Source organism: Arenimonas sp. GDDSR-1, assembly GCF_025980345.1.
In the GTDB taxonomy this organism is placed as follows: domain Bacteria; phylum Pseudomonadota; class Gammaproteobacteria; order Xanthomonadales; family Xanthomonadaceae; genus Arenimonas.
The window spans coordinates 19,708-31,796 of the sequence record NZ_JAPDUI010000014.1 but is presented as its reverse complement, the minus strand read 5'-3'; the positions used below and the strand labels follow the sequence as shown (position 1 = coordinate 31,796).

Annotated in this window: 13 protein-coding genes; 6 read left to right on the top strand and 7 right to left on the bottom strand. The window is 63.2% G+C overall.

Features of this window, described 5'->3' with window-relative positions; all coding sequences use genetic code 11:
- Positions 1–39: 39 nt before the first annotated feature.
- Positions 40–633, bottom strand: a complete 594-nt coding sequence (locus tag Q0W88_RS03950; RefSeq protein WP_297800260.1) for an arylesterase — start codon at positions 631–633, stop codon at positions 40–42.
- Positions 634–691: 58 nt separating this feature from the next.
- Between Q0W88_RS03950 and Q0W88_RS03945 the strand changes: the two genes are divergently transcribed.
- Together Q0W88_RS03945 and Q0W88_RS03940 are read left to right on the top strand one after the other, a co-directional pair.
- Positions 692–1,381 (top strand): ABC transporter ATP-binding protein, encoded by a 690-nt coding sequence (locus Q0W88_RS03945; RefSeq protein ID WP_297800258.1) that lies wholly within the window; start codon positions 692–694, stop codon positions 1,379–1,381.
- Positions 1,378–3,870, top strand: a complete 2,493-nt coding sequence (locus Q0W88_RS03940) for an FtsX-like permease family protein (protein WP_297800256.1) — start codon at positions 1,378–1,380, stop codon at positions 3,868–3,870. The genes Q0W88_RS03945 and Q0W88_RS03940 overlap by 4 nt, the downstream gene beginning before the upstream one ends.
- A 3-nt stretch (positions 3,871–3,873) precedes the next feature.
- On the opposite strand, the gene Q0W88_RS03935 is transcribed toward Q0W88_RS03940, so the two are convergent.
- Positions 3,874–4,560, bottom strand: coding sequence for a hypothetical protein (locus Q0W88_RS03935; protein WP_297800254.1), 687 nt, complete (start codon positions 4,558–4,560; stop codon positions 3,874–3,876).
- Positions 4,561–4,702: 142 nt separating this feature from the next.
- Here Q0W88_RS03935 and Q0W88_RS03930 point away from each other — a divergent pair, with 142 nt between their 5' ends.
- The 3 genes from Q0W88_RS03930 to Q0W88_RS03920 are packed head-to-tail and all read left to right on the top strand — an operon-like array spanning position 4,703 to position 6,832.
- The gene (locus Q0W88_RS03930) at positions 4,703–5,851 is read left to right on the top strand and encodes a sensor histidine kinase (RefSeq protein WP_297800252.1); all 1,149 of its coding nucleotides are present in this window, start codon (positions 4,703–4,705) and stop codon (positions 5,849–5,851) included.
- Complete coding sequence (locus Q0W88_RS03925; RefSeq protein WP_297800250.1) at positions 5,848–6,486, top strand: response regulator transcription factor; 639 nt, start codon at positions 5,848–5,850, stop codon at positions 6,484–6,486. Before Q0W88_RS03930 ends, Q0W88_RS03925 begins: the two co-directional genes overlap by 4 nt.
- Before the next feature lie 16 nt (positions 6,487–6,502).
- A complete protein-coding gene (locus Q0W88_RS03920; RefSeq protein ID WP_297800248.1) occupies positions 6,503–6,832 on the top strand; it encodes a YkgJ family cysteine cluster protein in 330 nt (109 codons plus the stop codon).
- Between the two features lie 41 nt (positions 6,833–6,873).
- On the opposite strand, the gene fabV is transcribed toward Q0W88_RS03920, so the two are convergent.
- From fabV to Q0W88_RS03895, 5 genes are all read right to left on the bottom strand, one after another.
- Entirely contained in the window at positions 6,874–8,070 is a 1,197-nt protein-coding gene (fabV, locus tag Q0W88_RS03915) for an enoyl-ACP reductase FabV (protein ID WP_297800246.1), read from the bottom strand.
- Positions 8,071–8,220: 150 nt separating this feature from the next.
- A complete protein-coding gene (locus Q0W88_RS03910; protein WP_297800244.1) occupies positions 8,221–8,688 on the bottom strand; it encodes a DUF2846 domain-containing protein in 468 nt (155 codons plus the stop codon).
- A 29-nt stretch (positions 8,689–8,717) separates the two neighbouring features.
- Complete coding sequence (locus Q0W88_RS03905; protein ID WP_297800243.1) at positions 8,718–9,260, bottom strand: hypothetical protein; 543 nt, start codon at positions 9,258–9,260, stop codon at positions 8,718–8,720.
- Positions 9,261–9,355: 95 nt separating this feature from the next.
- Complete coding sequence (locus tag Q0W88_RS03900) at positions 9,356–10,267, bottom strand: pyridoxal-phosphate dependent enzyme (RefSeq protein ID WP_297800241.1); 912 nt, start codon at positions 10,265–10,267, stop codon at positions 9,356–9,358.
- Complete coding sequence (locus tag Q0W88_RS03895; RefSeq protein WP_297800237.1) at positions 10,264–11,199, bottom strand: DMT family transporter; 936 nt, start codon at positions 11,197–11,199, stop codon at positions 10,264–10,266. The genes Q0W88_RS03900 and Q0W88_RS03895 overlap by 4 nt, the downstream gene beginning before the upstream one ends.
- A gap of 101 nt (positions 11,200–11,300) precedes the next feature.
- Between Q0W88_RS03895 and Q0W88_RS03890 the strand changes: the two genes are divergently transcribed.
- A complete protein-coding gene (locus Q0W88_RS03890) occupies positions 11,301–12,071 on the top strand; it encodes a hypothetical protein (RefSeq protein ID WP_297800235.1) in 771 nt (256 codons plus the stop codon).
- The last annotated feature ends 18 nt before the right edge of the window (positions 12,072–12,089 follow it).

Below are 12,089 nucleotides of genomic sequence, written 5' to 3'. Positions count from 1 at the left end.
CCATCTTCGGCGCGGATAACGGGAAGTAACTGACCGCGCTTAGAGCAGGGGTTTCAGCACCGGCCAGACATGGTCGCGCAGCTTGATCTGGCCTTTCGGGTTCGGGTGCAGCTGATCGGGCAGGAAATACGAACGGTCTCTCGCAATCGGCGCCAGCAGGAAGGGCAGCAATGCCGTCTTTTCCTGCTTGGCCAGATCGGTATAGATACCCGCGAAGCCCTCGGTATAGATCTTGCCGTAATTCGGCGGCATCTGGATGCCGATCAGCAGTACCTCGGCGCCGGCTCCCTTGGCCTGCCGAATCATGGTCTGCAGGTTGCTACGGGTCTGTGCCAGCGGAAGACCGCGCAGGCCGTCATTGGCTCCCAGCTCAATGATGACCAGACTGGGTTTGTGCGCTTTCAACGCTGCCGGCAACCGTGACTTGCCGCCGGCCGAGGTTTCCCCCGACACGCTGGCATTGACCACCTGCCAGGACGGATGCGTGCTTTTCATGCGCGCGGCGGTCAGCGCCACCCAGCCCTGCTCGGGCGGCAGGTTATAGGCCGCCGACAGCGAATCGCCCATCACCAACAGGGTCTGTTTGGCCGAAACCGGTCCGGCCATGACCATCAGCACGAGCGCCAGACACACAAAACCTTGATATTGGCTGTGCCAGACTGCATGTAATAGACAGCGGACGCGATTTCGCATGGATCTCCGGGAGCAATCAGTGGATACAGCCATCAGGGTAACAAAGCTCGGCAAGCGCGTGCGGCTGCCGGAATCGGAACTGTGCATCCTCGAGGATGTCAGCTTCAGCCTGAACCGCGGTGAAACCGCGGCCATCGTCGGCGCCTCCGGCTCGGGGAAAAGCACGCTGTTGTCGCTGATGGCAGGATTGGACACGCCCAGTGAAGGCGGCGTCGATATCCTCGGTACCGCGCTGAATGCGCTCGATGAAGACGGCCGCGCCAAACTGCGCGGCGCCTCGGTCGGCTTCGTGTTCCAGAACTTCCAGCTGCTGCCGGCGCTGACCGCGCTGGAAAACGTGATGCTGCCGCTGGAACTGTCCGGCCATGCCGATCCGGAAAGCGCGGCCCGCGACATCCTCGGCAAGGTCGGCCTGGAGGCGCGCCTGCAGCACTATCCGCGCCAGCTTTCCGGCGGCGAGCAACAACGCGTCGCCATCGCGCGTGCGTTCGTGGTCGATCCGGCGGTACTGTTCGCCGATGAGCCGACCGGCAATCTCGATACCGATACCGGGCGCGCCATCGCCGATCTGCTGTTCGATCTCAACGCCACCCGCGGCACCACACTGGTGCTGGTCACCCACGACGAACGTCTGGCCGCACGCTGCCAGCGCCAGTTGCGCCTGAACGCCGGACGTCTGCTGGCATGAAACTGCTGAAGCTGGCCTGGCGGCAGACCCGGCGCGACCTGGCCGCCGGTGAAATCCGGCTGATGCTGATGGCCCTGGTGCTGGCGGTGATGGCCGTCACCGCCGTCGGCATGATCACCGACCGCGCCGAAACCGGTCTGCAGCAGGAAGCCAACCGTCTGCTCGGCGGCGATGCCGCACTGCGTGCCGATACCCCGATCGACGCCGCCGTACCGGAGCGCGCCTCTGCACTCGGCCTGCAGCAGGCGCAGACCGCAAACTTTCCGAGCATGGTACAGACTGCCGAAGCGGTCACCCTGGCCGACATCCGCGCCGTGGACCGCCGCTTTCCGCTGCGCGGTGAATTCGAACTGCGTGATGCCGATGGCGTCACCACCACCCAACAGGGCGGCCCCGAAGCCGGAACGCTCTGGCTATCGGACGATGCCGCGCGCAAGCTGAATGTGCGCATCGGCGATTCGGTCGGTGTCGGCAATCTGCAGCTGCGCTATGCCGCCATGCTGATCAAGGAGCCGGATGCCGCGCTCGATTATTTCAACGTCGCACCGAAAGTGCTGATCGCCTACGCCGACCTGCCGGCCAGCGGCCTCGTGCAGGACGGCAGCCGTATCCAATACCGGATGGTGGTGGCCGGCTCGCCCGGTGCGGTGGAAAAATTCACCGCACAACAGCGCAAACAGCTGAAACGGGGGCAGCGTCTGGAAAGCCGCGAGGATGCCCGTCCTGAAGTCCGTTCGGCACTGGATCGCGCCAACCGCTTTCTGTCGTTGGCGGCCTTGGTGTCGTTGATTCTTGCCGCGGTCGCTATTGCGCTTGCCGCGCGCCGGCACAGCGCGCGCCATCTGGATGCCAGCGCGGTCATGCGCTGTCTGGGCGCCAGCCAAAGCCGTATCGCGGCATTGCAGCTGGGCGAATTGCTGTTCATCGGATTGCTCGGTTCCAGCGTGGGCGTGGCCTTGGCCTGGCTGCTGCAGTGGGCTGTGGGCGCGTGGCTGGCCGAGGCCATGGGCGTAGCGCTGCCAGCCGCCGGCGGGGGGCCGGTGCTGTCCGGTTACGCGGTGGGCTTCACGGTGCTGATTGCGTTTGCCGTGCCGCCGGTGCTGGCCTTGCGTAAAGTCCCAGCGCTACGCGTGTTGCGCCGCGATGTGCCGGTCAATGAACCGAGTGCCTGGACGGTCGGTCTGCTCGGCGTGGCCGGTTTGGCCGCATTGCTGTGGTGGAAAGCCGGTTCGGCCGAACTCGGCGTCATCATTCTCGGCGGCATTGCCGGCACGGCCGCGGTCCTGGCCGGCATCGCCTGGCTGCTGCTGCACTGGCTGAAACGGGTACGCGGCCGCTTGCATGGTCCCTGGCGTTACGGCCTCGCCAATCTCAGCCGGCATCAGGGCATGACGCTCACGCAGGTGTCCGCACTGGGATTGGGATTGATGGCACTGTTGTTGCTGCTGTTCGTCCGCACCGATCTGCTCAGCCGCTGGCAACAGACTCTGCCGGCCGATGCCCCGAACCGTTTCGTGATCAATGTCCAGAGCGAGCAGGTCGACGGCGTGCGTGCATTCGCCAAGGCGCAGGGCCTGAGCGAACCGATGCTGTATCCCATGGTACGCGCCCGCCTGCAGGCGGTGAACGGCAAGCCGGTCACCGGTGCCGACTATGCCGGACAAGGCGAACGCGCCCGCCGGCTGGCCGAGCGTGAGTTCAATCTCTCGTCCACGGCCTCGTTCGGTGCCGACAACCAGGTCGCCGCCGGAAGCTACTGGAAAGCCGATTATCGTGGCCCGGTACAGGTATCGGTGGAACAGGAATTCGCCGAAACCCTGAACTGGAAAATCGGCGACCGCATCCGCTTCGATGTGGCCGGAACGCCCTTGGAGGCGCGCATCACCAGCCTGCGCAAAGTGGAGTGGGAAAGTTTCAAACCGAATTTCTTCGTGGTGGTCTCGCCCGGCGCGCTTGACGGCTTCTCGGCCAGCTACATTTCCGCGCTGCATGTGCCCAAGCAGAAACTGCCGGCCATGGACGGTCTGGTGCGCGAATACCCGAACCTGTCGATCATCGACATCGATGCGGTGCTGAATCAGGTGCGCAGTACGGTCGATCAGGTCAGTCGTGTGGTCGAATCGGTGTTTTACTTCTCGCTCTTGGCCGGCCTGCTGGTATTGATTGCCGCGGTGCAGGCCTCGCAGGATGAACGCCTGCAGGAAGCCGGTGTGATGCGCGTGCTGGGTGCTTCCAAGAAACAGCTTCGGCTGGCACAGGCCACGGAATTCGGCAGCCTCGGTTTGCTGGCCGGCACGGTGGCGGCGCTGGCCGCAAGCACCATCGCCGGCCTGATCACCGTGCAGGTGTTCAATCTGCCCTGGCGTTTTGAAACCACATTGCTGTTGTATGGCATCGTCGGCGGTACGCTGCTGGCGCTGGTGACCGGCCTGTGGGCCACACGCCGGGTGACTGAAGCACCGCCGAACGAGACCTTGCGGACGTTGTAATTTTTATCGGCCTGTCTTACGCACCGGCATGTACTTTCGGTTGAGGTAAATCCCGGCGATAACTGACAGCGTCAATGGCCCCAACCAAGCCAGATTCTGCAGTACCGGGCCGGAAAGCATCGGCAACAGTTTCGGCAAGCCGATGGACAGGAATGCGATGTGGGTGGCCACGCCATTGCCGATCATCGCGCCGAAATGTTGTTTCAGCCACCAGCGCGGATCCGCCGGCGACGCTTTCGCGAACCGCCACATGCTGATCGCATTGGCGATGCCGATGACCGAGAACGCGGTGATGACCAGCTGCATCTGCGTGGTCACGAACAGGCCGATATAAGCAATGGCCAGGCCACTCAGGCCGTTCAACACCATCAAGACCTTGTAAACCGGGCCCGTGTACGCCGTCCAATCGCGTTTATCGCGGACCGCTCGCCAGCTGCACCAGACGCTGGTTCCGGTGATGACCAACAGATAGCCCAGAAAGGCGGCGGCTACCGGATGATGGCGTTCGGCAAATCCGCCCAGCATGCCGGCGGCACTGAGCAGGATGCCGGTCATCGCCAGCAGATAGACTTTTCCCGAGATGGTGTGAACGCGGCTGCCCTTGCGGGTCAGACCGGATGTCCAGAAGGTCAGCAGCGCCAGCGCGCCGATGCCGATATGTGCAAATTTCAAAATATCATAGGATTCCATTTTTACCTCCTGGGTTGAGAAGCCAGTGTGCCCCTTGCCGTCCGCTGGCAAAGGTGCCAGGCGTCATCCTTTCGACCTGCCGGAAGTCACTTTTTGTCGGACATCGCTTGCGGCAAGTACTTCACGGTGCCAAGCTAGTGCCATGTCCTTGCGCCGTAGCTTCTCCGAACTTTTTTCTCCGCTTACACTGGCCGCCGTCGCGGCCTGGGTGGCGGTGTGGTTCAGCATGGGTGGACTCTGGCAACGTGACCCGCAGGCGGCTTGGCTGGCACACGGTGCGGCCTTGGCCTTTCTGGTGCTGTTCATCGGCGAACATCTGGTCAGCCATCGTCTTGGCTCTCGGGGCTTCGCCGCGCTCTGCGTGGCGCTGGCAGTGCTGGCATTGATTCCGGTGGCGTTCAATCCGCATGGCGCCGGATCCATTCTGTTGGTGCTTTGGGCCGCGATGGCGGCCGCGCGTTATGAGGGCCGTACCCTGTGGCTCTGGCTAGGCACCACGAATCTCGCCGTTGCAGGCGTGATGTGGGCATTTTGGCCGGCGACGGGCTATTTGTGGATTACCTGGCTGGCCTACCTCAGCTTTCAGGCCTTCGCCGCGCTGGTGATGCACTACGCAGTCCGATCGGAACGCATGAGCGAACAACTCCGGCAAGCCAATACCGGATTGGCCGCAATCAATGCCGAACTGCTCGGCACCCGCAGTTTGCTGGATGCCAGCGTGCGTGACTCAGAACGGTTACGCATCTCGCGCGAACTGCATGATGTTGCCGGACACAAATTGACCGCACTCAAGCTCAACCTGAAAGCGCTGCAGCGCAATCCGGATTTTTCGGAGTCGCAGGAGCTGCAGGTTGCCGCCGACCTTTCCGATGAACTGCTGCAGGACATCCGCGCGGTGGTCCAGCAGCTCCGCCTGCATGACGCGCCACCGCTGCGCGATGCCCTGCAGGCACTGGCGGCGCCGTTTCCGCAGACGCACTTGGCGCTGACCCTTGACGATGCCAGTGCCCAACTCTCCATTGCCGAAGCGGAGGCCATTCTGCGTTGCGTGCAGGAGGCACTGACCAACGCCATCAAGCATGCGGACGCCCGTCATCTGCAGGTCGCGCTTCGACAACACGACGGTCAGTGGTGTCTGGATATCCGTGATGACGGCAAGCAGGCACCGGACATACGCGAGGGCAACGGCCTGAGCGGCATGCGCGAACGGATCGAAAGCCTCGGCGGAACCCTGCGCTGGGAGCGCGCCAAGGGCATGCCCCTCGCGGCGCAGTGGCCGGTGCGGGAATGAGCGGCCTCATCCGGCTGGCCCTGGCCGACGACCAGGCGCTGGTCCGTAACGGCCTGCGGGCACTGCTTGGCAGCCTGCCCGGCCTGCAGGTGAGCCTGGAAGCCGACAATGGCGATGCGCTCTTGGATGGTCTTTCTGCCACTACCGTGGATGTCATCCTGTCGGATATCCGCATGCCGCTGTGCGATGGCTTCACGCTGACCGAGCGTCTGCGCGAATCGGGCAACACGACACCGGTGCTTTTGTTGACTACCTTTGACGAACCGGATCTTGCCCTGCGTGCCGCCGAATGCGGCGCCCAGGGATTTCTGCTCAAGGATGCTTCGCCCGAAGATCTGCAGGAAGCCATCCTGGCGCTCGCCGCGGGCAAGACCCTGTTGGCGCCGGTACCGACCGACCCGGTACGTTCGCGCTACGCTTACCGCGATACCGGTGCGCCGACCGACACTTTCAGCGAACGTGAAATCGCCATTCTGCGCCTGCTGGCCGGCGGTTATTCCAACCGCGAAATCGCCAAAGCCGTGTTTCTTTCCGAAGGCACGGTGAAAAATTACGTTTCGGAAATCCTGGAAAAGCTGGGTACACGCGACCGAACCCGCGCCGTGCTGAAAGCGATTACACTGCGCATCATTTGATATCCCGGAGCTGCCCTTGAACGCCGACAGCGCAGACCCGACCACGTTTGATTGCACGACCTGCGGCGCCTGCTGCGCCAGTTTCCGCGTGTCGTTTTACTGGGCCGAGGGCGCAGCCAACGGCCTGCCGGAGAATCTGACGGAGCGCCTCAATGACCGTTTCAGCTGCATGGCCGGCACCAACAGTTCCGCGCCGCGCTGCGTGGCACTGCAGGGCCGCATCGGCGAATCGGCGGCCTGCAGTGTCTATGATCAGCGCAGCAGCACCTGCCGGGAAGTGCAGCCCGGCGATGCCCAGTGCCGCAAAGCGCGCCTCCGGCACGGGCTTTCGCCGCTCGGCGCATGAAAAACCCCGCCAGGCGGCGGGGTTTCAGAGAGCCTGCATGCTCACGCCAGTTCGATGGCGTCGAACGGAACCACCGGATCGACATCGGCCGCGTAGTCGACTCCGGCGATGCCGAAGCCGAACAGCTTCAGGAACTCGGCCTTGTAGCTGGCGTAATCGGTGTGCTCGAACAGATTGGCCGTGGTGACCGTCGGCCAGATCAGTTTCACGGCATGCTGCACTTCCTCGCGCAGCTCCCAGTCGTCCATGCGGATGCGCTGCTGTTCATCGCGGTCGTTGCCCGCGCCGTACAGCTCGGTGCGGAACATGCGGTCGATCTGTTCGATCGGACCTTCGTGCAGGCCGAGCTGTTTCATGACCCGGAAGCAGATGGAGATGTAAAGCGGCATTACCGGAATTGCGGCCGAGGCCTGGGTGACTACCGATTTCAGCACGGCGACATTGGCCGTGCCGTTGACCGGCGCCAGCTTGGCGCGCAGCGCGGCGGCAGCGCGGTCCATGTCTTCCTTGGCCTTGCCGAGTGCCCCGTGCCAGTAGATCGGCCAGGTGATGTCGGTGCCGATGTAGCTGTAGGACACGGTCTTGACGCCGTCGGCCAGCACGCCGGCGGCCTGCAGGGCATCCATCCACAATTCCCAATCCTCGCCGCCCATGACCGTCACGGTGTTGGCGATTTCTTCCTCGGTGGCCGGCTCCACTTCAGCATGGATGATGACATCCTTGCTGGTGTCGATGGCGGTGGATTGATACGGTGCGCCGATCGGTTTCAGCGCCGAACGCACCAGCTCGCCGGTATCCGGCAGCCGGCGCACCGGCGAGGCCAGTGAATACACCACCATGTCGACCTGGCCGAGATCGGCTTTGATGATGTCGATGACTTTGGCGCGCATTTCATGCGAGAAGGCGTCGCCGTTCACGCTCTTGGCATAAAGGCCTTCGGCGTGCGCGGCTTTTTCGAACGCCGCCGAGTTGTACCAGCCGGCACTGCCGGGCTTGGATTCCGTGGCCGGCTTTTCCAGAAACACGCCGAGCGTGGCGGCACCGGAACCGAATGCGGCGGTGATGCGCGAGGCCAGACCGTAGCCGGTGGAGGCGCCGATGACCAGCACCTTCTTCGGGCCGCCGGCGATGGCGCCGTTTTCCTTCACCACCGTAATCTGTTCGGCGACATGTGCGGCGCAACCGGTGGGGTGGGTGGTGGTGCAGATGAAGCCGCGGGTTTTCGGGGTGATGATCATGGTTGGTGTCCTGATTCGGCCGGAAGCGGCCGTGAACGTCGGGAATTCATTATAAAACGCGCATCAGCCAACGGGTGTTTGAATTATCCGCCGCCGCCATATAAAAACGGACCCGCATTGCGGGTCCGTTGGGCGGGCGGCATCGCTGAGTCAGTCTTCCAGCGGCTTGGATTTTTTCAGCTTCGGAAAGGCCGCTTTGAACGCGTCAATATCGGACGGCGACAGATTGGGGCGGCCGGCCATGAAGCCCATGTTGATTTCACCGGACAGGAAATAGGTTTCGCCTTCCTCGGCTTCGATGGTGGTGACATCCTTGGCTTCCGAATGCACCGTGTAGTCATGCTTGCCGGGGGCGACCTGCAGAGTGAAGAAATTGCCGTTGCGCAGCTTGCCGAGCTCGGTTTCGCCTTCGCGGACGATGAAGCCGATGGCGGCGCCCTTGAATGCGCTCGGACGGAAGAATACGACCAGAGCCTTGCCGGCTTCCGGCGTGCCGATGGCGGCACTGACGGCATCGGGGGCCGAAGCGGGGACGGCAGCCGGCGCGGCTTCCTGGGCGGAAACCGGGGCGATGAGCATGGTAGTGGCAAGCAGCAGGGCGACAGAAATGGATTTCATGGTTTTCTCTGGGGTTGGGGTTGGATGGATTATTTCGTTTCGGAAGCGACGGATATCGGTGTATCGGCGGCAATCAGGACCGATGCCCTCGTTCCGGCCGGAATGACGATTTCACCGCCGGTAATGAACAGCGAAACCAGACCGGCATAGGGAATCATGCTAACGGCCAAGGCCGCATCGGAATTGTTTTTTCCGGCATACGGTCCGGCCAAGGGCTTCAGTGAACGCAAGGAAATGCGTTGATCGCCGAAGCGGATGTAGCGTGCCGCCAGGATGAGCTCACCGCCGCGGCCGCCGAACCCGGATTTCTGCACATGCACGACCTCGCCGATGGCCGGCGTATCTTTGGGAATGACAAGCGCATCGCCGAGACGCAGATCTTCCGCCAGTACGAAACGGATCTCGCTGTTCTTAAGCGCGGTTTTGGAAGACACCTCATCGGCGAACGCCAGAATCAGCGGGGTTTTGGCCGGCAACAGCAGTGCCGGTGCGGCAGCAACAGGCGGGTTTTCCTGAGCGATCGCCTGCGATGCCAGCGCGCAAAGCGCCGTGAATAGAATTGCTTGAAACACGCATTAATCCCCTGACGACTCGGGCAATTATTCAGTGCCTCATAGAGGCTGTCAACGCCATTCGGGCCTGAACGGGAAAGATGCTGAAATAGTGATCAGACATTCCCGCCGGTCAGGATCAGTCCCACCCGCCTGCCGGTGAACAGGGCCGGGTTGGCCAGCACCGCCGCCAGCACGGTGGCGCTGCTCGGCTCGATGACCATGCCCAGATGCTCCGACACCAGCGCCTGGGCATTCCGGCATTGCGCATCGGATACCGTCAACACCTGCAGTACGTGCTCGGCAATGATGGCGAAGTTGGGCACGCCGACCACCGCACGCAGGCCGTCGCAGATGGTGTCCGGCACCAGATGGGTGATGCGCTCCTTGGCCCGAAGCGAAGCCAGGGTATCCGCTGCGCCTTCCGGTTCCACGCCATACAGGGGAATATCGACCGGATCCAGTGCAATGGCGGTTCCGGCAATCAAACCGCCGCCGCCGATCGGCGCGATGACCGCCTCCAGCGACGGCTCTTCGTCCAGCAGCTCCAGCGTGGCGGTGCCTTGGCCGGCCATGACCCGCGGATCTTCATACGGATGCACCAGCGTGGCGCCGGTTTCGGCAATGAGATCGCGGGTCATCGCCTCGCGCGCGGCCTGGGTCGGCGCGCAGCGGTGCACGATGGCCCCGGCGGCGCGCATGGCCTCCAGTTTCGAGGGCACCGCCCCTTCGGGCACCACCACATGCGCGGCGATGCCGCGCAGTTTCGCGGCCCGCGCAAGCGCCGCACCGTGGTTTCCGGAGGAGTGCGTGATGACCCCGCGTGCGGCGGCGGCTTGGTCCAGAGCGAATACCGCATTGACCGCACCGCGGAATTTGAATGCACCGCCGACCTGCAGGTTTTCGCATTTGAAAAACAAGGATGCGCCCGACAAGGCATCCAGCACCGCAGATGTTTTCACCGGCGTGCGCAGCGCATGGGGCGCGATACGCGCGGCGGCGGCGAGAATATCGCCGTGGCCGATCATGCCTTTTCCTCCGGCTTCTGGCCGAGCAGACTGCTGAGCGCGGAACCCATCACCACCAGCACAGCACCGGCAAAACCGAGCAGACCGACATGTTCGGAGGCCACCGCCTCGGGCCAGAATGCATGCACCAGCGCGACCACGCCCAGACACAGCATTGGTGTGGTGGCCAACACCGCCGATACCCGGGAGGCCTGCCAATGCTCCAAGGCTTCGGCGAAAGCGCCGTAAGCCACCAGTGTGTTCAGCGCGCAGTACAGCAGCAGTGCCCAATGCAGGGCATCAAGATTGACCAGCGCCGAAGGATGCGCGAACGGCCACAGCAGCAATGCCGAAAACAGATAGATGACCGCGAGGATATGCTGCGAGGAGAGCTTCAGCAAAAGCTGCTTCTGCATCAGGGCATAGGCCGCCCAGGACAATGCGGCAGCACCGACAATGGCTGAGCCGAGCAGATAGTTGTGGCCGGTGACCAGACCGCCGGCGAACTGATCACGGAAGAACAGACCCAGACCCAGCACGATGATCAGCAGTCCCAGCCATTGCCCCCAGACGAAACGTTCGTGGAAGATGAACACACCGCCGAGCGCCATCAACAGGGGCGCCAGCTGGATCAGCAATTGGGCATTGCCGGGCGAGGTGTATTTCACCCCGAGCAGATAGCCGACGTAATTGCCGATCAGCAGCACGGTAGCCAGCAGCAGCCAGCGCCACTGTTTGGGCTGCAGGGCGCCAAAGACCGCCATCCGGCGTTTGCCGAGCAGCCACATTCCCATGAATATGGCGGCGAACGCGAAGCGGAACCAGGTCAGGGTCATCGGATCGAGCACGCTCAGGCTCATCTTCAGGGCCACCGGCAGGGTTGCCCAGCAGGCCGCAGTGACCAAGGCCAGCATTAACCCGAGTTTCCAGCGCCCGGAGGCCTGATGCAGCATGTCGATTCCTTCAGGGAGCAGTTCCTGCCGCTATTGTCCTTGAATTCAGCCTTTATTCACAGCGCTGGCCTAAACTGGCCATAATCGTGGAGAATCACCGCATGAACCTTCGCCTTCCAATCATCGCCCTGGCTGCCCTGACTTTGGGCGGCTGCGTCACGGTAACCGAACAGTACGCCGATGAGGGCTATTTCTCGTCGCCGAACAACGGCTACAGCAGCGGCGGCGACAACGGCTACTACGGCAGCGACAACACGTATTACAGCGATTACGGCCAGTACTATTACAGCCCGTATCGGCCCACCCTCAATTTCAGCTTCAATTTCTTTTTCGGCAGCCCGTACTACTACGGCTACTCGCCTTACGGCAGCTGCTGGTATTCCAATTGCTACGGCTACTACCCGTACCACGGCGAGCATCGCCCGCACCATCCGAAACCGCCGAAAGACGACAACGGCCCGAAGCCGCCCAAGCCGCCGAAACCGGATTACCCGATCGTCGACCGCGATGGGCCGCTCCGGCCGGGGCCGGGATGGCAGCCGCGTCCACGTCGGGCCACAGCAGCCGTGGCACCGGCAGCGACGATGTCCGCCGTTCCGGCCGAGCCGGTAACTGCAGCTTCGGTCAATGAATACCCGCGGGCACGGCGGGCACGGAATGCCGATCAGGCCGCCTTGGAGCCGCGGGACGCCATGCTGCAGCAGAACCCGCGCAGCCAGCGCCTTGCGCGCGAACCGCAGGCGCGTGCGGCAAGCCAAGCGGCACCGACACGGGCTGTCCGTCCGCAATCGGAACCCCGTTCGCGGCCCGAACCGGCGCCGCGTCCGGCCCGGGTGGAGCGCGCCAGCAAAAACGACGACAACGACCCCTGATCGGGCGATGGCCGCACC